The following is a 19,769-nucleotide window of genomic DNA, read 5'->3' on the forward strand; positions in this document are numbered from 1 at the left end:
CAATACCCCTGTATGTTCCGGATCAATTGCTGTTTTTTTTTCCGCATCTCTTCGTGATGCTGGTAGGATGTAGAATTTTAAATGGATTATTGGAACTATAGGTAGAAAAAATAAAAATCGTATTAAAATAAAAGATAGTTATCGCTTTTATTCTGAAAAACAATTATAATAAAAGAAATCAGATTTCAAAACTGAGTGGATTGAAACAGACAATAGCATAAAATTGACAAGATTGTCAGGGAGGAAAGAATGATGAGGGAGTTTATGCTTGAGGTGTGTACAGATTCTGTGGAATCTGCAGCCGCAGCGGTCCGGGGAGGTGCAAGGAGACTCGAAGTCTGCGCGAACCTTGTGATCGGAGGTACAACACCGGGGGTCAGCCAGTTTAAACAGATGAGGAAAGCTTGTGATATTCCGTTAAATGTATTACTGCGCCCGCGATATGGAGACTTTCTGTATACAGAGGCAGAATTTACGATGCTTTTGGAAGACACGGCAATGTTTCGGAAACTTGGGGCGGACGGCATAGTTGTTGGTTGTCTGAATGCGGATGGCACACTGGATCTGGAACGGATAAAAAAGCTGAGGGAGGCGGCAGACGGCATGCACATGACGCTTCACCGCGCATTTGACGTATGCAGAAATCCGAAAGAGACGCTGGAGCAGGCTGTGGAGATCGGAGTCGATACGATCCTTACGTCCGGCCATAAGGACAGCTGCATGGCCGGAATCGGGCTGTTGAAGCAGCTCACAGAGCAGTCGGCAGGCAGAATCCATATTCTTGCGGGTGGGGGAGTTACTCCGGAGAATATCGGCATGCTTGCGAAAGAGACCGGAACGGATAGTTTCCATATGTCCGGAAAGAAGATCATTGAAAGCGGAATGGAGTACCGGAATGACGAAGTAAATATGGGAATTCCGGGAATTGGCGAGTACGAGATCTTCCGTACGGATGAGACGAAGATTGTAAAGGCAGTTCAGGAATTAAATAAATTATTTAAGTAATTCTGCATGTTCACAAAAATAATACAAATTAAAAAAGAAAGGATAACGTATGTTTTCAGAAAAATTAAAAAAATACGCGGAATCACAATATGAGGAACGTCTGGGAATTCTTGGGGAGACAGGCCGTATCGTTGAGGAAAAAATGAAAAGCTGTACTCCGGATGAGCAGATCCTGATGAAATTCCTTTACGGAACGATGCCGGTCCGGGATGCCGGAGAATATGAATTTGAAGTTTTCCTGGGCTATGTCCGCCATTCACTCATGGTATATACGACAATGGACTGGTGCAGGGATCTTTCCGAAGAAATATTCATTAACCATGTTTTATATTACCGGATTAATTCCGAAAATATCGTTGACTGCCGCAGATTCTTTTATGATCAGCTGATCGACAGAATACGCGGGCTGAGCGCGAAAGAAGCAGCGCTTGAGATCAACTACTGGTGTGCGGAAAACGGCTCCTACGAGGCATCTGACAGGAGAACCATATCGCCGGTGACACTGTATAAATCCGGAAAAGGACGCTGCGGAGAAGAATCTACTTTTGCGGTAACCGCCTTCAGGAGTGTTGGAATCCCGGCCCGCCAGGTATATACACCGAGATGGGCACACTGTGATGATAACCATGCCTGGGTGGAAGTTTATGTAGATGGAAAATGGCACTTCCTCGGTGCATGTGAGCCGGAAGAGATTCTTGATAAGGGCTGGTTCTCCAGCGCCTCCTCCAGAGCGCTTCTTGTCCATTCCCGCAGCTTCTCTGATTTCATGAGTGAGAGAAAAGAAGGCTGTCTAGGCAAACAGGAACTTCTTTACTACTACAACCATACAGATACATATGCCCGGACGAAAAATCTCCAGGTGAACGTATTAGATGGTGAAAAGAGACCGGTATCCGGAGCGAATGTAGCAGTACAGATCTTAAATGGTGCGGATCTTTTTGACGCGGCAACACTTACGACGGATGAAGAGGGAAAAGCATCCATTATTCTTGGACTTGGAACGATCCGTCTGGCTGCCAGAAAAGATGACTGGTACTGCGAGAAAAAGCTGAATGTCCGTGAACAGGGGGAGGTCATACTGGAACTTCGTCCGGAAAAGGAATTTTTACGGGAAAGCAGCGACTGGGAAGCTTTTTATGTGGAAGCACCGGCAGATTACCCGATGAATCCAGGAAAACTGACTCGTGAACAGAAAGAAAAGAACCGCAAACGTATCAGGGAGTGCGGAAAGATTCGTGAGGAGCGCATCAACAGTTATTATCTTAAAGAAAAGGCAGAAAAATATCCGGATCTGCAGGAGATCCTTCATTTTTCCGGCGGTAACTTTGATGAGCTGATCCATTTCCTGGAAAAGGATGGAAATCCGGACCGTAAGGAACTGTTAAAGAGTCTGGTACTTAAAGATTCCAAGGATGCTAGCGCGGATATTCTGGAAGCTCATCTGGAAGCTGCGTCCGAATACAGAGAAAAATGGGTGGTAGCAGGAAAATATGATATTTATGTCAAATACATCCTGTGCCCGAGAATATTCTTCGAGGAACTGAAAGCATGGAGAAAACCGGTGCTTGATGCATTTAACGAAGAGGAGAAAAAACGTTTCGCGGCGGATCCGATGGAGGCGTGGTCCTATGTGCAGAACGAGATCCGCTATGTACCAGAGCTTGATTACAGCACGATCTATACGACGCCGGAGGCAGCTTTAAAACTTAAGATCTGCAATCCGCTGGATAAAAAGATCACATTTGTCGCAATCTGTCGCGCACTGGGAATTCCGGCGCGGATCAATCCGGTAAACCTGGAAGCGGAATACTATAAAGATGGTCATTTTATTTCTACAGAGGCAGAAAAAGTTGTTGAGGGAGAGGACGAGAGTGCCGAGATCCGCCTGCTCGCAAAAGAAGGAGATCCGTGGAGCTATAACCGTACATGGACGATCGGAAGACTGCAGAATGGCCATTATGAAACATTGAATTATTTGGGAATCCGTTTTGAAGACGGAAAACTTGATTTGACCGTTCGCCCGGGAGCTTACCGGATCCTTACTTCGAACCGTCTTCCGAGCGGAAACCAGCTTGCTATGGAATATCGTTTCTGTATAAAAAACGGAGAGAAGAAAGAGATCGAAATGAAGTTGGAGTCTGTAAAAACAGAAGATATGCTTGTATCAAACCAGCTTGAAGATTTTGATGTCACGAAGGATGGAAAGACTCCGGTATCTGTGCTTTCCGTTATGGGCGAGGGAATGAATATCGCGGCATTCTTATCAGAGGGCGAAGAGCCGACAGAGCATGTTCTCAATGAGATCCTGGAGAGCAGTCCGGAACTGGAAAAATGCGGAGCAGATATCTGGTTTATTTTCCGTGATGAGCATGGAACAGAAAATAAGACTGTGAAGAAAGTTCTTGACCGTCTGCCGGGGATTCATATTCTGTACGCGGATTTCGACTCTGTCGTAGAACCGTTAGCCCGCCGGATGTATGTGGATCCGGAAAAACTCCCGCTTCTTCTGCTGTTAAAGCCAGGACTTCTGGGCATTTACGGAACCAGCGGTTACCATGTTGGCAGCGTAGAGCTTGCATTAAAATTACTGGAATATAACCAGCAGATGGAAAAAATGTAAAAATATTAGCAATAAAAACAAAAATTGCTTGAAAAAATTCTGAAAACAGAGTATCCTTGTAAGTAGTAGAATACGATGTTCCGGAACGTGGGAACATCACACGAAAAAGGAGGATTTTATGAAAAAACAGGCTTCTATCATTCTTGCCGCATTGCTTGCAGTAAGCCTTACTGCCTGCTCCGGAGGAAAAACTGAAACACCCGCAACAACAGCAGCCGGTGAAACTTCCGCCGCAACAGAGGCAGCGTCCACAGCAGGCGGCGATAACACGGCGGTGTCCCCGGACAACGACTTTGTAATCGCGCTTCAGGCCGATGCGACCCATCTGGATCCGCATGTTTCCGGAAACGGCGTTTCCAACACGATCACAAACTCCATGTATGAGACATTAGTGTGGTTTGATGAAAATCTTGAGCTTAAGCCGCTGCTTGCAAAGAGCTGGACCGTATCGGATGACGGACTGGATTACACATTTGTTCTCAATGAGGGTATCAAATTCCATGACGGTGAGCCGTTCAATGCGGAATCTATCGTAGCGAACTATGAGCGCGCAAAGAGCGATTCCTCTCTTCGTCTTGCATCCCAGACAGCAATGTGGGACAGTGTTACGGTTGACAGTGAGTATCAGGTGACGATCCATCTGAAAGAACCGAACAACACATTCTTAAATAAACTTGCACAGGTTAGAATTGTCAGCCCGAAGGCAATCAAAGAACTTGGAAAAGACGGTCTTGCAAAACAGTCCGCTGGAACTGGTCCGTTTATTCTTTCCGAGCGCGTAGATGGCGGATATACGAAGATGGTTCGCAACGAAAACTACTGGCAGGATGGTCCGAAGGTTGATACACTCACATGGCGTGTAGTTCCGGAGGATGGAGCCCGTGTTGCTATGCTCCAGACAGGTGAAGCGGATATTATTTCCCCGCTTCCGGCAATCCAGGTAGATAAGGTAAAAGATGATGCAAGCCTTGATGTTTTAAATCTCGGCGGTCTTACATACCGTTATGCGACTCTTAATAAGAACTATACATTAGCGGATGGAAGAAAACCGTTAGATGATGTAAGAGTTCGTCAGGCAATGAACTATGCATTCGACAGCGAAGCATATACACAGGTTGTATTCCAGGGTTACGCATCAGTTCCGACATCGTTATTTGCAAGTTCTGTTCCGTATTATGCTGAGCAGACTCCGTATACAGCAGATGTAGAAAAAGCAAAATCCCTGATGAGCGAAGCTGGTTACAGCGATGGTTTCCCGATCAATATCTGGGTAGATAATACAACAATTGAGATGCAGGGTGCAGAGTTCTTAAAACAGCAGCTCGCACAGATCAACATTGATGTAAATGTAGTTCCGATGGAATCCACAACGATCGCTGATATGACAAGTGCACCGGAAGATAAGACAGAAGTTCAGATGTGGTATGTAAACTGGTCCTCCGGCGATTATAGTGCAGATGGTTCCATGAGAAATATTCTTCATGGCGATAAGTATCCGCCGTCTGGATATAACACTGCATTCTATAACAACGCTGAGTTTAACAAGTGCCTTGATGATGCTCTTAAGACAACTGATACCGATGAAATTACAAAACTTTACGCACAGGCTCAGTCGATTGCGTGGGAAGAGTGCCCGTGGATCTTCCTCGGTGTTGATAATTCACTGATCGGACAGAAGAAGTATGTAAAGGGGATTAAATACAGACCGGGCGGAACAATCCTTGTTACAAACATAGAGCTTGTTCATTAAGTCTTGAAATAACTATTATGCCGGTCAAAAGGGGTAGTATGAATTACTGCCCCTTTAATCTTATGAGGCAATGCCGGAGGAAATACGACGGAGGTAATCTATGAACCGTTATTTTATCAGACGAATTTTGGAAACGATTCCGCTGATGCTGGTCATTTCCATCTTTGTATTCATGTTTATTCACTTGATTCCGGGCGACCCGGCGAGAACGATTGCGGGGCTGGATGCAGAAGAATCAGAGGTACAGGCGATTCGGGAAGAATATGATCTGGACAAACCGCTGGTAATTCAATATGTAAAATATATGGGAAAATTGTTCCACGGAAATATGGGACAAAGCATGAAATCCGGCACACCGGTCACAGAGCTTATTCTTACCCGTATGAAGACAACGTTAAAACTTGTGTTTGCGGGAATTCTGTGGGCACCGGCACTGGGAATTTTTATTGGAGTGATCTCGGCGATCAAGAGGGGAAAAGCGTTGGATCACGCCTGTATGTTCTTAGCCATTAGCGGTCTTTCAGCGCCTGGTTTCTGGCTGGGGCTTATGGGAATTCAGATCTTTTCTGTACAGCTTGGATGGCTTCCGTCCGGCGGCCTGGATTCCTGGAAAGGAATGGTGCTCCCGTCCTTTACGATGGGATGCAGCATCATGGCAGTACTTGCGAGATATTCCAGATCTTCCATGCTGGAGACACTCCGTGAGGATTATGTCAGAACCGCAAGAGCAAAGGGCCAGAAGGAATCGCTCGTTATGTTTCTTCACGCGTTCCGTAACTCCCTGATCCAGGTCGTTACGATCCTGGGACTTCAGATCGGTGGACTCTTATCAGGTTCCGTTCTTACAGAAACAGTTTTCTCTATTCCCGGAATGGGCCGTCTTCTTGTAGATTCTATTGCATTCCGTGATTATCCGGTCATTCAGGGACTTCTGATGCTGTTTGCTGTTCAGTATGTATTTATTAATCTGGTTGTGGATCTGCTTTACGGAGTCATCAATCCGAAGATTCGTTACGACTGATAAAAAGGAGGAAATGATATGGCTCAGAATGAGGAAAAAATGCAGGCGGATCAGGCGGCATTTGGGGCGCATTACATAGATGATACGATTCATGCCGATAAAAGCAGCCGCACGGCCGCATTTATTAAAAAATTTCTGCAGAGAAAAACAGCAGTCCTTGGACTTGTGATCATTCTCTTTTTCGTAGTCGTTGCGATCGTTGGACCATCAATCGCTCCATATGATTATACAGCATATGACTACAGCAACATGCTTTCCGGACCGAGTGCGGCGCACTGGTTTGGAACAGATCATTATGGACGGGATATTTTCAGTCGTATGCTGGTCGGCACAAGACTGACACTGGGAGTCGCCCTGTCTTCTGTAGTTGTGGGCGCGGCGCTCGGAACCGTTCTCGGTCTCCTGGCCGGTTATTACGGCGGAATTATTGAAATGCTTGTTATGCGAAGCGCGGACGTACTGTTCAGCTTCCCGGATATTCTTCTTGCGATCGCGATCGTTGCGATTCTTGGACCTGGAATCATCAACGTATTTATTGCCGTTATGGTATTCACGGTGCCGAGTTTTGCGCGTATCATGCGAAGCGCGACACTGACGGTAAAGAACTCTCTTTACGTTGAGGTGGCGCAGAGTCTGGGATGTAAGGATAACCGTCTTCTGTTTGTTCATATTTTCCCGGGAACGATCCAGTCCCTGATCGTAAACTTCACAATGCGTATCGGTTCCGCGATCATGGCAGCAGCATCCTTAAGTTTCCTGGGATTTGGTGCAAATGTTACAGAACCGGAGTGGGGAGCAATGCTCTCTCAGGGAAGAAACTATATTGGAATTGCGTCTCATATGGTCTATATTCCGGGTATCGTGATCTTCGTTACCGTACTGGCATTCAACCTGTTCGGAGACGGACTGCGGGATACACTTGATCCCAAGATCAAATAAATAAGATCAGAGAGGGAAAGGAGTACGTCATGTCAGAGGAAAAACTGCTGGTCGTTGATAAACTGAGAACGGAATTTTTCCAGAGCAAGAAATCGAGTGTTACCGCAATCAATGAGATCAGTTTTTATATTAATAAGGGGGAGATCGTCGGTCTCGTAGGCGAGTCCGGCTGCGGAAAAAGTGTGACCTCCCTTTCGATTATGCGTCTTTTAAACTTTACGTCAGGAAAAGTTACAAAAGGAGAAGTTCTCTTTGAGGGAACAGATCTTCAGAAACTGTCAGAGAAGGAAATGCGGCAGGTCCGCGGCGGAAAGATGAGTATGATCTTCCAGGAGCCGATGAGCAGCCTGAATCCGGCGATGCGTATCGATAAGCAGCTGATCGAGCAGATCCGTCTCCACACAGATTACAGCAAAGAAAAAGCTCTTGAAAGAGCGGCTGAAATGTTAAAACTGGTAGGCATCCCGGATCCGCCGCGGGTATTGAAAAACTATCCGCATCAGCTTTCCGGTGGTATGAGCCAACGTGTTATGATCGCGATGGCAATGAGCTGTAATCCACAGCTTCTGATCGCGGACGAGCCGACGACTGCACTGGACGTTACGATCCAGGCACAGATCCTGGAGCTTATGAAAAAGATCCAGAAAGAAGAAGGAATGAGTATCCTTCTGATCACCCATGATCTCGGTGTCGTTGCGGAGATGTGTACGAGAGTTATCGTTATGTACGCAGGCGAGATCGTAGAGGAAGCACCGGTAGATGTATTGTTCTATCAGCCGGCACATCCGTATACAAAAGGCCTGATCGCATCTGTTCCGAAGCTTGGATCAGGTGTAAAAGTACTTCCGAGTATTCCGGGAAGTGTTCCGGATCTTTCATCCTTACCAGAGGGATGTCGTTTTGCGCCGAGATGCGCGTTTGCGACGGAGCGGTGCCGGAAGGAAAAACCGGATCTTTATCCAGTAGGAGAGGGACAGAGATCCAGATGCTTCCTTGCGGAAAATGCCGGAAAGGGGGAGAAGTAGATGGCGGAAAGAGAAAAGATCGTCTCATTAAAGCAGGTATCCAAAGCATTCCCGGTCGGCAAAAACCTTTTAGGAAGACCAGATAAATTTGTACATGCGGTAAATAACGTAAGCTTTGATATTTATAAAGGCGAAACATTCTCCGTAGTAGGTGAGTCCGGCTGCGGAAAGAGTACAACAGGCCGTCTTTTGGATCATCTGATCACGCCGGATTCCGGTGAGATCTGGTTCTGTGGACAGGAGATCAGCCATTACACCCAGGCACAGATGCGCCCGCTCAGGAAAGATATCCAGATGATCTTCCAGGATCCGGCGGGCAGCCTGAATCCGAGAATGCGCGTGGAGGACCTTGTAGAAGAGCCGCTTCTTATTCATACTGATCTTTCAAGAGAAGAACGTATGAAGATCGTACATGAGCTTCTGGAGATTGTAGGACTGAGCGCGAAACACGCGAAACGTTTCCCGCACGAGTTCTCCGGCGGTCAGAAACAGCGTATCGGTATCGCGAGAGCTCTTACCGTGCGCCCAAAACTGATCATTGCCGACGAGCCGATCTCCGCGTTAGACGTGTCGATCCAGGCGCAGGTATTAAACCTGCTTCATGATCTTCAGGAACGGTTCGATCTGACATATTTGTTTATTTCACATGACCTGTCCGTTGTAGAGATGATCTCAGACCGAATTGCGGTCATGTATCTTGGATTTGTGGTGGAGACAGCGCCGAAAGAAGCACTCTATAAGACTCCGCTGCATCCATATACACAGGCACTTCTTTCAGCAGTGCCGATTCCGGACCCGCGTTATCAGCAGGATAGAATCATTCTTGAGGGTGATATCCCGAGTACGATCTCGCTGCCGAAGGGATGTCCGTTCGCAACGAGATGTAAACAGTGTAAAGCTGTCTGCATGGAAAATCGTCCGGAGACGAAGGAAGTGGAGCCGGGACATTTTGTAGCGTGTCATCTGTATGATTAAGAAGAGCGTTTTGAAGCTCTGTCATAGATGAAAAGGTGGAGAACAGGAATTTTGGTTCCTGTATCTCCACCTTTTTATGTGCCGTATCTATTGAAAGATACCGGCAGCAGAATATGTTTGAGCAATCGTTATTTCATAAGATTTGCAGCCGCGTCATACAGGAAATCATCCTCTAACGGGAAGATCGGACGCGGAACTTTCTCATAGTGAAGAGTCTTCAGATCTTCATTTGTGCTTCCTTTGGAAAGTGCCATAATACTGCGCTTTGCAACAGCAGACTGCGCTGCGGTCAGATATCCGAGTTTGCAGACAACGATGTCGGCGTCTTTCGGGTCACGTCCGAGGTCTTTGAAGATATCCGGTGTGGTGTATCCGACATGAGCTTCAGCAATCACTACATCGACTCCGTGGGTAGAGAAGAGAGCAAGTGCTGTTTTCATCGGGAATTTATCCCAATCTTCGATATAAGCTTTTACAACACCTGTTGCTGTGATCGGGGAAGTTGTCTTTGAGTCAAATTTGGAACCAAAGGTCAGTGTGATCTCCTGCCCAACTTTTCCCGCGCATGCTCTTGCGGCTTCCGGATCATAGATTCCGCCGTAAAGGACCGGAGTTCTTAATTTATCGGTACGCGGGTCATCCATGAGTTTCTTTAAGAAACCGGTGCAGTCGGAAGAAGAACCGGCTGTTGGGTTGTCTCCGGAGTCGGAAAGGTAAATCGGAAGCGGGTCACCGGCTAAAACTGCCTTCATAGCAGTGTCGATCGCTTCTTCCTCATGGTAAGTTTCTGTCTGGAAGCAGAATTCATTTTTTTTGCTCCACATGAGGTCGGCAAGACGGATCGCTTCGCTGTCAGCGAGCTCCTGGCTGTCAGCAACAACATGGACCGCAACAGAGCTGTCGGTATTATCTGCCCACGGGAATCCCATCAGGTAGGAAGCTGCCATGACACCCGGTTTCTTTTCCGCTTCTCGGGTCATTTCAACAAGCCCCTTCATCGGTTCTACGGTCGTAGAGGACTGTTCACCGGCGATCAGGATCGGAACCTTTACCCATGCGGATTTTGCTTTAAAACCATCTTCTAAGGCTGCGATCGTCATTTTTGCCGCATGTACACCTGTTTCATAGCGGTCGGTGTGCGGAGCACATTTATAGCCGACGAAACCGTCGCAGTTTTCCTGCATTTTCTTTGTCATGGTCGTATGCATATCAAGAGCGCAGAAGATAGGGATATTCGGGAATACCTGACGGAGTTCCTCTAAAAGCGGTCCCTCTGCCTCGCCGAAATCTCTGACACGCATGGAGCCGTGGAGAGAAAGTGTAACGGCATCGATCGGAGCTTTTGCCTGTTCTTCTTTTGCGAGTCGGATGATCTCTGCCTTGAGGTCAAGGTAAAAGTTACGGTCGACCTCACCATTCGGAACCGCGCTTGCGAAGATTGTCGGAACAACTTCATAGCCCTGGTCAAGGAGCGTCTGGATCACTCCGCTGGCAGGATCATTCGCCTTCATGTTCTGGAAAATTTTTTCGCCGCGGATCACATTGAAATCATTCGCGCCGGTCAGGATCGGATTAAAAGAGTTGGATTCGTGCATCAGTGAGGCGGTCAGCACTCGTTTCATAATACGTTTTCCTCCTTAATATAGATAAAAATATTAATAGTTTATTCTTTACAGTGTGACAGGGCAAGACCTGCAGCACCGTAGATTCCGGCATTATTTCCGAGAGCGGCGATAACAAAATCCGGTTTTCTGCGGACGACCGGTGTAAAGAGATCATGGTAATGGCGGATCTTATCGATCAGGAATGATCCGGCAGCAGAAAGACCTCCGCCGACCATATAAGCTTCCGGCTCGATGGTCATGGTTACCCCGGAAAGGATCCAGCCGAGATACCGGCAGGCGCGTTCTACGGCCTGGGAGGCGACAGGATCATTCTCTTTTGCAGCGTCGATCACATCTTTTGCGGTGATTTCAGGATTATCTTTTAATGTGGAAACAGCGTCAGGCTCAGCAAGAAGACGTTTTGCGGTACGGATGATTCCAGGCGCGGATGCTGCCTGTTGGAGACAGCCGACTCCGCCGCAGGTACAAGGTTCCGTTTCATCCTCGATAATATGGATATGTCCGAGCTCGCCGCAGAGACATTCTCTTCCGGCGCGAATCTTTCCGTCGAGGATCACGGCCCCGCCGATTCCTGTTCCGAGAGTGATCATAACCATATCCCGGAATGCTTTTCCGCTGCCCTGCCACATTTCGCCGAAAGCTGCGATATTCGCATCATTTTCACAGAAAACAGAAATGCAATCGAGAAGCGCGCTGAGATCTTCCTGCGGATTAGTATCTTTCCAGCCAAGATTTGCACAGACTTCTACGTATCCGCCAGATAAAACGAGACCAGGGATCCCCATTCCGATTCCCGCGATATCTGCCAGAGAAAGTCCCCGGCCGGCGAGTGTTTCGCGGATCGAGCAGGCAATATCTTCGAGAATATGTCCGCCATTATCATCGATCCTTGTGGAAATTGCCCATGAAAAAAGAAGTGTTCCATCCGAGTCGAACAGGCCAAGCTTCGTTGAAGTGCCGCCAAGATCGATACCGATCAGATGGCAGTTTGAATTTTTCTGCATGTATATCTCCCTTCATAAATTTTCTGAAATAATACTAATTTCATTATAAGCAAGGGGGACAGAAAAGTCAAAAGAGAAATAAAATTATTTCAAAAAACATTATAGTTCGGAAAATAATATATAATAAATTAAAAGAACAAAAAATATAAAGAATTAAAAAGAAATGACAAAAATATCTGCCTGTGATACAATGGAAAGAAAGACAGCGTAAGTATTATTTGCATGAGGGAATTTATGAAAAAGGAGAAGAAGGAAGATGAAAATTTATCAGGAAAAGGATTATGATGCATTAAGCCGCCGTGCCGCGAATCTGATCTCAGCGGAGGTGATCCGGAAACCGGATTGTGTACTCGGACTTGCGACAGGATCGACTCCGGTCGGAACATACCGTCAGTTATCGGCCTGGAACCAGAAAGGGGATTTCAGCTTTAAGGATGTGCGTACCGTAAATCTTGATGAATATCTCGGTCTGCCGCCTACCCATGACCAGAGCTACCGCTATTTTATGCAGGAGAATCTGTTTGACAAGATCGATATTCCGTTTGAACATACGCATGTACCGGACGGAATGGCTGCTGATCCTGAGCAAGAGTGCAGACGATATGATGAGCTTGTCCGATCACTCGGGTATGCGGATCTGCAGCTTTTAGGACTGGGACGAAACGGACATATTGGATTTAATGAGCCAGGAGACTGCTTTAGAAAAGAAACTCATGTGGTAGAGCTTACCCAGAACACGATCGAAGCAAACGCAAGATTTTTCGAGAACGAGGCGGCTGTTCCGAAGAAAGCAATCACAATGGGAATCGGCTGTATTATGGCAGCCCGCCGTGTACTTCTTGTAGCGTCAGGTGCAAACAAAGCAGAAGCGGTTTACCGCACTGTATGCGGTCCGATCACCCCGCAGTGTCCGGCATCGATCCTTCAGCTTCATAATGATGTTGTCATCGTTGGAGACGAGGAAGCACTTTCTATGGTACGGGAAGCCGGGGTGGAGATATGCAGATAAAACATGGCCTTGTTTTTGACCTTGAAAAAGGTTTTGAAGACCGGGATCTGCGGATCCGGGACGGAGTGATCACAGATGATCCGGTCGAAGATCCAGAGATCATAGATGCGGCAGGATGTTATGTGATTCCGGGACTTCTGGACGTTCATTTTCATGGCTGTATTGGAGAAGATTTCAGTGACGCATCGGCGGATGGACTTCAGAAAATGGCAGATTATGAATTGTCAGAGGGAGTAACATATATCTGTCCGGCGGGAATGACGCTGGCGGAAGAACAGCTGACTGGAATATGCCGGAACGCGGCGAATCATAAGAAAACTTCCTCCGCGGGCGCAGAGCTGGTGGGTGTTCATCTCGAGGGACCGTTCCTTTCCCAGGCGAAGAAAGGCGCGCAGAACAGCGATTTCCTTCATAAACCGGATGCGGATATGCTTTTAAGACTTCAGAAAGAGGCGGATGGTCTTGTAAAACTTGTGACGCTCGCCCCGGAAGAAGAAAACGGTTTGGAATTCACAAAACGCGCGGTCGAGGCCGGGATCCATGTGTCGATCGGACATACAGCTGCGGATTATGATACAGCGTTAGCGGCATTTCAGGCGGGCGCGGATCATGTGACCCATCTTTTTAACGGTATGCCGCCGATCCATCACCGTGCGCCGGGAGTCATTATGGCGGCATTCGATTCTCCGGGAGTCAGACCGGAGATTATCTGTGACGGAGTTCATATCCATGGCAGTGTGATTCGCGGAACATTTCGTCTGTTTGGGGCAGACCGGATGATCCTGATTTCGGATTCCCTTCGGGCAACGGGAATGCCGGATGGAAAATATCCGTTTGGAGGTCAGATGATCGAGGTACATGGAAACCGGGCAACGATCCTTGACCATCCGGAAACACTGGCCGGTTCGGTCACGAGTCTGATGGGCTGCCTGCGCCGGGCGGTGGCATTCGGAATTCCGCTTGATGACGCGGTCCGCGCGGCATCCTACAACCCGGCAGTATCGATCGGTATGGAAGACCGGATCGGAAGTCTTGATGCCGGAAAGGATGGAACGGCAGTACTGTTGGATCAGAAAGATCTTTCTGTTCGGGGGATTATCTTTAAGGGAAAACGTGTAAAATAGGAGATTCTGTGAGATGAGGCTGTCGCATTAGCAAATATTTTTGCTGGGCGGCAGCCCTGCTTTATGTCCAAATGGCATCGGAATCAGTTACGGTTTCGATGCCATTCTTTATAAATGCAGTTCATTCCCAGCCATCCCTTTCGGCATGCCTTATTCAAATTGTTTTATTTTTAATTATCAAAATCTATGCTGTCTTTAATGAAAAAAGATGGCTTCCCGTCCTTCCAGTCTGAATCTTGCAATGAAGCTTATTTATATTTCGTCCCATTGCCAAAAGGATGCTCTCTGCCAGTGTATTTGCCTTTCCTCGGTACAGATATCTCCGAAAATTCATGTCTTCTTTTACATCAGTAAAAGAACCTTCTGCCTGAATACTGCGATTCATCCGGAGCATTGTTCCATACTCACTTGTAATCCGTTTCAAATCTTCTGCACGTTTCTGGCTCATCGTCTTCGAGACCATTAATACTTTATTCCGTTTTTCCATAGGCGTTTTGCAGTTGTTCCCTTTGATACATTCTATTTTGTAAGGGCAGCCGGTACAGTCTGAACTCTTGTAATAAGTTTTTACACTGACATATCCGCTGGCTGTTTTACTTCTGCGTTCATTTGTAACTGTCAGTTCCCTTCCGTTGCGGCAGATGTAACTGTCACTGTCTGCATGATACTCCATGTTTTCTCTTCTGCCGATTGCTTTTTTGTATTTTCGGGTTTTCGAGATCTCATAGTTCTGCGGCTTTATATACGCAGTCTGTCCGTTGCCTTCAATAAAAAGGTAGTTTTCTTCGCTTTCGTATCCGGCATCTGCAACGATTTCTGAATATTTAAATCCTAAGTGACTCTCCATATCTTTCAAAAAAGGTATCAGAGTACGTGTATCGGTTGGATGTGGGCTGATATCGATCCATGTGATATATTCAGAATCCACTCCGTGTTGGATATTATAAGCAGGCTTTAATTGCCCATTCAGCATTGCGTCTTCTTTCATTCTCATAAAAGTTGCATCCGGGTTCGTTTTTGAATAACTGTTTCTGTCTCCAAGAGTATACAGTTTTTCGTATATTCCTTTAGTTTTCCAGGTATTGATCCAGTTGTTCCAGGGATTTCTGCAGCTGCGTTTTTCTCCGCCCGATTCCATGTACAAACACAATGCCATCCTGTACTTTGATACGGCACAACTGCTTTTTTAAGCGTTTTAATGTATGGATAGATATCCGGTCATGATATACAGTTCTGATTCCGTAAAGTTCTTCGCATTCTGCCACAAAAGAGGTCAGTTTTGTGTATAACCGAGTCTGATTTTTCGTGATAGCCCGTTTCCATACAAATGTATATTTATTGGCTGCAGATTCGATCTTGGTGCCGTCAATAAAGATGGTCTTCCCTGAAATCTCACCAATAAGATAGAGCAAATCTGACATTTGAGCAAGCAAAGCTTTTGCACAGGCAGAAAAGTGCAGGGATATAAAACGTGCGATTGTTGCGTGATCAGGAGCAGGCATTCCTTCCAGGAGATACCTGAAGTTGATATCTCGTTTACATGCTTTTCTGATATCCCGGCTTGAATAGATTCGATTCATTGCTGCATAGATAACGAGTTTCAGCATCTGACGCGGTGTTGCCTGATTTTTTCTGATCCTGCCGTAAGTTTTATACAGTTCAGAAAGGTCCATTTCCTCCACAAAGGCACTTACCAGACGAACTGGATCATCAGATGGAATAGAAATCTCTAAATCCAGCGGAAGTTTGATTTGATAATACAGAGAAAACGAGGTATAATCCTGATATATGTTTCGGATTTTTATGGGGATCAAGAGGTTATGGTGAACTGTAACTATTTGCACAGGCACTTTAATATATAACTTGACAACACAGGAATCGCTGAAGGCGAAAGGCCTAAAAAATGAAAATAGCGTTACTATCAACGTCATATCTGGAATCTTTTTATAAAAATAGCTGAAGGAACTTGACCTCGCAGATATTATTGATGTTTATGTGTATTATACATATGAACATGTTGTGGATCTGTATCGTCAGATCTCCGAACAGTATGATGGTATTCTTGCCGGAGGAACCGCCCCGATGCGGATCATTCAGAAAGCCTACCCGAAGCACAAACCAATGCGGAACATTGAATGTGGTATCAGTAATTTCTACCGCGAAATTACCAGAGTCATTTTCGAATATCAGGATTTTACACTGCAGTATGGATACTTTGATTTCTGTGATGTTATGTGTCCGGATAATGCAAAAAGTCTGATTGAAAAAATGAGGCAGGGAAAATTTGAGGACTGGTTTGAAAAGAATCAGGAGTTTATAAATCAGGTGCCGCCCAATGAAATCTGGGATTCTCTGGAGGCAAAACGAAATAAGCACATTGAACTCTGGAAGAGCGGAACCGTTAAATACACGCTGTCCAGACGAAGCCTGATCGTGCCGGACCTTTTAAAGGCAGGTGTAAATTGCCGCTTTGTCAACTGTAATCAGGACGATATTTTAAAGAGCAGTGAGCTTCTGATGCATGACATCACGATTCAGAATCTGAAGAAAAACCGCCCTGCGGTGATCGATATCAAGCCTTATCCAAATACAGAAGAAAACAGGCAGAAAATCCAAAAGTGCCTGATGTCATACAGTAAAAAATATCTCTGTGACTTCCTGCAGGAAGATCAGGATGATTTTATTCAGGTGTTTACGAATCACCACTCCGTGGAGAAGCTTACCTGCGACTTTCAGACCTGCACGTTGAAAACGTATCTCGAGGAAAAATGTGATTTTCGCGTCAGTATCGGATACGGATTAGGAGAAAGTCTCCAGGATGCCGTTTCCAACAGCCTGTATGCATTAAAAGAATCCATGAATACAGTGGATTATAACAGTTATCTGATCAATGTGAAGAAAAACAAGATCGGTCTGTTTGGAGATGGAAGGCTGGTAGCCTTTTCAAGTGACGTTTCCCCTCAGATTTTGAATCTGGCCGAAGAAACAGGGTTATCTACCCTGACCATTCAGAAAATTTTAAAAGCTAAGGAAATATTAGGCGATACGGATTTTACTTCCCAGGATCTGGCTGATATTCTCCATATCACACTTCGAAGCGCCAATCGAATGTTGGATAACATGGTGCGTTATCATATGGCCGCCCTCTTATACCATCGTCAGAAAGGAACAAAGGGAAGACCACAGAAAGTATATCGGATCATCCATGAATAGCTGCACCCGGCAACCTGTTGCAAAACATATTGTAACTATTCAGTACCTTCATAGTTACACGCAAAAATCCATTCCATATCAGCTTCGCTGATGGGATTTTTGCCCTCCAGCCTATGTTTTCTTACGGTCAGCGCAGCAAGTGCGCAGACCTACTGAACAGTTACAACATATTACATAAATCAAACATAACAGGAGGACTTTTCAATGAATGAGATCATGAACAACATACTGACAAGAAGAAGCATCCGGAAATTCACTGATGCACCTGTGTCCAAAGAGATTCTGGATGATCTGGTGCAGGCTGCGCTCCATGCGCCGAGCGGATGTGGAAAACAGACCTGGAAATTTACAGTTATCACAAATAAAGCAGCGATCAGGCGGTTGGCAGACGCGATCAGGACGACCTTAGACCGCCCAGGCTACAACATGTACTGCCCAACGGCAATCATCATGCCTTCGAACCTCCGTGACAGCATCTGGGGAAAAGAGGATGATGCCTGCGCCCTTGAAAACATTTTTCTGGCTGCCCACTCCTACGGTGTCGGTTCTGTATGGATCAACCAGCTCCAGAATATCTGCGATACTCCGGCGATCCGTGACATCTTAAATGATTTTGGTATTCCGGCCGATCATGTAGTCTATGGGATGGCTGCTTTAGGCTATCCGGATCCGGATACTGAGATCCAACCGAAAGAGCGGATCGGAAAAGTTGCCTATATCGAATAAGCAAAAACTTTCCGGCGCCGCTGTTCACCGCGGCGCCAGTCTTTATACACATCCAGTTACAGACACAAAAATACCTGGTCAGAGTGAAGTAATCCATCTCTGCCAGGTATTTTTATCCGGATCTTTGTGCTGATCTACTCTACGTACCCCGCATTCCAGAAGTAGAGTCCGCTGTAATTATTTAAGCCTTTCACATGATCATTCCATGCATAATTCGCAATATAATGGCCAAAGTTGATGACCGCCAGATAATCCCAGGAATACTCCTGAACTTTCTCCCAGGCCGCCTTCGCGTCATCCATATTTGTGGAGGTATTCATGTCATTTAAAAGACTCTGCAGTGTCTCATCATCGTTCCAGCCCGCGTAATTCGGTCCAAAGTAAAGCTTTAAGGACGGAATCGGAACCTGTGAAAATGTGCAGATATATATCCAGACGAAATATTGTTCTACCACAGGTTTATCCAGCCCCATCTTCGCCCGGAGCGCCGCGATATCTTCCACCGTGGCCTCATCGCCAAGAATAGAAGCTGCCGGATCACCAGGCGTCAGGTGCACTACTGAAAAGATAACGACGGATACGATGATCAATACTGGAATAATGGAAAGTAACCGTCCTACGATGAATTTTCTCATATTGTCCTCTCCCTTCTTGCTATCCAGAAAAAACAAATAAAAAAGCACACAATGCGTCTTTTGATACACCATTGTATGCTCAACAGTTATCTTTTTGCTTTTTCTGCTCCTGTAATTGCGTTTTATTCTACTGTCCATAATTGGATTTGTCGATTAACGATTATGTATATATATTCAGACTATTTTGCCAGTTCATTTAGTTATTTTTTACAATGTGCCTGGAAATTTTGTTCAGAGTGAACCATTGACTCTCTTTTAAAGTTATTTTTGTTTTTACTTTATTTTATTAATTTCTATTTTGCATTCACTGCCACTACAAAGGTGATAGTTATTAGACTTCCCACTATCTGGGCGTGTTCGGAACCTTCACCGTTAGAGCGCGCCCATGGCGCGCATACTCAAAAAGGCAGATATCCTTTTGAAGAACATCTGCCTTTTACACATCTTATCAAGAGCTGGTAGTCTATCGTTTCTACTCCCGATTCTTTTTATTCTCTTCTTCCTTATTCTTAAACCAATTATCCAGTTTCGTGAGACCCCGGATCAAGATCTTCTTCTCATCATCATCAAATTCATCCATGATGGATGTGATCATCTCTTTGTGGAATCTTGCATGATGAACAAACGCCTTCTTGCCCTTATCTGAAAGCGAAATATATACGACCCGGCGGTCTTCCTCACCGCGTTCTCTCTCCACATAGCCTTTTTTAACCAGGCTGTTCATTGCGATCGTCAGGGTTCCCACCGTGACGGAAAGCTTTTTCGCGATCGAGGACATATTTTTCGGTGTTCCTATGCCGATGGCCTCAATCACATGCATATCGTTATTTGTTATATCCTGGAATTCCCGGGTAATGATCGCTTTCTCCTCAACATCCATGATGCTGCGGAATAATCTCACCAGGATCTCATTCAGTTCCTTATAATCGTCCAACAGCGGAATCCTCTTTCTCCCTGGGCTGTCTGATCTCTTCTGGCAGCCCGGATCTTTTGTCTTTTATAGGTTTTATTATAACCGATTCCAACTGACGGCACAACTGATTTCCAAGTGTTTCCGACGACAAACGCATGAATGATTGTCTACCACCAATTCTGTTT

Annotated in this window: 16 protein-coding genes and 1 pseudogene; 11 read left to right on the forward strand and 6 right to left on the reverse strand. The window is 45.9% G+C overall.

What is annotated here, in order from left to right:
* Positions 1 to 252 precede the first annotated feature (252 nt).
* The 7 genes from DW826_RS16030 to DW826_RS16060 all read left to right on the forward strand — a co-directional run bounded on the left by DW826_RS16030 (position 253) and on the right by DW826_RS16060 (position 9,335).
* Entirely contained in the window at positions 253 to 1,005 is a 753-nt protein-coding gene (locus DW826_RS16030; protein ID WP_015553971.1) for a copper homeostasis protein CutC, read from the forward strand.
* A 49-nt stretch (positions 1,006 to 1,054) separates the two neighbouring features.
* Positions 1,055 to 3,625, forward strand: a complete 2,571-nt coding sequence (locus tag DW826_RS16035) for a transglutaminase domain-containing protein (protein WP_015553970.1) — start codon at positions 1,055 to 1,057, stop codon at positions 3,623 to 3,625.
* Between the two features lie 118 nt (positions 3,626 to 3,743).
* Complete coding sequence (locus tag DW826_RS16040; protein WP_117553200.1) at positions 3,744 to 5,375, forward strand: ABC transporter substrate-binding protein; 1,632 nt, start codon at positions 3,744 to 3,746, stop codon at positions 5,373 to 5,375.
* 100 nt (positions 5,376 to 5,475) lie between these two features.
* Entirely contained in the window at positions 5,476 to 6,396 is a 921-nt protein-coding gene (locus DW826_RS16045; protein WP_015553968.1) for an ABC transporter permease, read from the forward strand.
* A gap of 18 nt (positions 6,397 to 6,414) precedes the next feature.
* Positions 6,415 to 7,335, forward strand: a complete 921-nt coding sequence (locus tag DW826_RS16050) for an ABC transporter permease subunit (RefSeq protein ID WP_015553967.1) — start codon at positions 6,415 to 6,417, stop codon at positions 7,333 to 7,335.
* A gap of 29 nt (positions 7,336 to 7,364) precedes the next feature.
* Entirely contained in the window at positions 7,365 to 8,360 is a 996-nt protein-coding gene (locus DW826_RS16055; RefSeq protein ID WP_117512988.1) for an ABC transporter ATP-binding protein, read from the forward strand.
* A complete protein-coding gene (locus DW826_RS16060) occupies positions 8,361 to 9,335 on the forward strand; it encodes an oligopeptide/dipeptide ABC transporter ATP-binding protein (RefSeq protein ID WP_015553965.1) in 975 nt (324 codons plus the stop codon).
* Positions 9,336 to 9,463: 128 nt separating this feature from the next.
* Here the strand turns inward: DW826_RS16060 and DW826_RS16065 are convergent, their stop codons facing one another.
* Together DW826_RS16065 and DW826_RS16070 are read right to left on the reverse strand one after the other, a co-directional pair.
* Positions 9,464 to 10,957, reverse strand: coding sequence for a M81 family metallopeptidase (locus DW826_RS16065; protein ID WP_015553964.1), 1,494 nt, complete (start codon positions 10,955 to 10,957; stop codon positions 9,464 to 9,466).
* A 41-nt stretch (positions 10,958 to 10,998) separates the two neighbouring features.
* Positions 10,999 to 11,964, reverse strand: a complete 966-nt coding sequence (locus DW826_RS16070) for an ROK family glucokinase (RefSeq protein WP_015553963.1) — start codon at positions 11,962 to 11,964, stop codon at positions 10,999 to 11,001.
* A 256-nt stretch (positions 11,965 to 12,220) separates the two neighbouring features.
* On the opposite strand from DW826_RS16070, the gene nagB reads away from it, so the two are divergent.
* Positions 12,221 to 12,973, forward strand: coding sequence for a glucosamine-6-phosphate deaminase (gene nagB, locus DW826_RS16075; protein WP_015553962.1), 753 nt, complete (start codon positions 12,221 to 12,223; stop codon positions 12,971 to 12,973).
* Complete coding sequence (gene nagA, locus DW826_RS16080; protein ID WP_015553961.1) at positions 12,964 to 14,097, forward strand: N-acetylglucosamine-6-phosphate deacetylase; 1,134 nt, start codon at positions 12,964 to 12,966, stop codon at positions 14,095 to 14,097. Before nagB ends, nagA begins: the two co-directional genes overlap by 10 nt.
* 301 nt (positions 14,098 to 14,398) lie before the next feature.
* On the opposite strand, the pseudogene DW826_RS18735 reads toward nagA, so the two are convergent.
* Together DW826_RS18735 and DW826_RS18740 are read right to left on the reverse strand one after the other, a co-directional pair.
* Positions 14,399 to 15,253: pseudogene (locus DW826_RS18735) on the reverse strand (transposase); the annotation flags it as partial.
* Entirely contained in the window at positions 15,165 to 16,028 is an 864-nt protein-coding gene (locus tag DW826_RS18740; protein WP_242992114.1) for a transposase, read from the reverse strand. The pseudogene DW826_RS18735 and the gene DW826_RS18740, both read right to left, overlap by 89 nt.
* A gap of 64 nt (positions 16,029 to 16,092) precedes the next feature.
* Here DW826_RS18740 and DW826_RS16090 point away from each other — a divergent pair, with 64 nt between their 5' ends.
* Positions 16,093 to 17,310: a hypothetical protein gene (locus DW826_RS16090; RefSeq protein WP_117553201.1), complete on the forward strand. Its 1,218-nt coding sequence runs from the start codon at positions 16,093 to 16,095 to the stop codon at positions 17,308 to 17,310.
* A gap of 204 nt (positions 17,311 to 17,514) precedes the next feature.
* Positions 17,515 to 18,036 carry a nitroreductase gene (locus DW826_RS16095; RefSeq protein WP_117469959.1) on the forward strand — a complete coding sequence of 174 codons (522 nt, stop codon included), beginning with the start codon at positions 17,515 to 17,517 and terminating at the stop codon, positions 18,034 to 18,036.
* A gap of 134 nt (positions 18,037 to 18,170) precedes the next feature.
* Here DW826_RS16095 and DW826_RS18360 read toward each other — a convergent pair whose 3' ends face one another.
* Together DW826_RS18360 and DW826_RS16105 are read right to left on the reverse strand one after the other, a co-directional pair.
* Positions 18,171 to 18,671 (reverse strand): hypothetical protein, encoded by a 501-nt coding sequence (locus tag DW826_RS18360; RefSeq protein WP_015553957.1) that lies wholly within the window; start codon positions 18,669 to 18,671, stop codon positions 18,171 to 18,173.
* A 472-nt stretch (positions 18,672 to 19,143) separates the two neighbouring features.
* Positions 19,144 to 19,605 carry a MarR family transcriptional regulator gene (locus DW826_RS16105; RefSeq protein WP_347465850.1) on the reverse strand — a complete coding sequence of 154 codons (462 nt, stop codon included), beginning with the start codon at positions 19,603 to 19,605 and terminating at the stop codon, positions 19,144 to 19,146.
* Positions 19,606 to 19,769 lie beyond the last annotated feature (164 nt).

It is taken from the genome of Clostridium sp. AM34-11AC (genome assembly GCF_003435375.1).
In the GTDB taxonomy this organism is placed as follows: domain Bacteria; phylum Bacillota; class Clostridia; order Lachnospirales; family Lachnospiraceae; genus Pilosibacter; species Pilosibacter fragilis.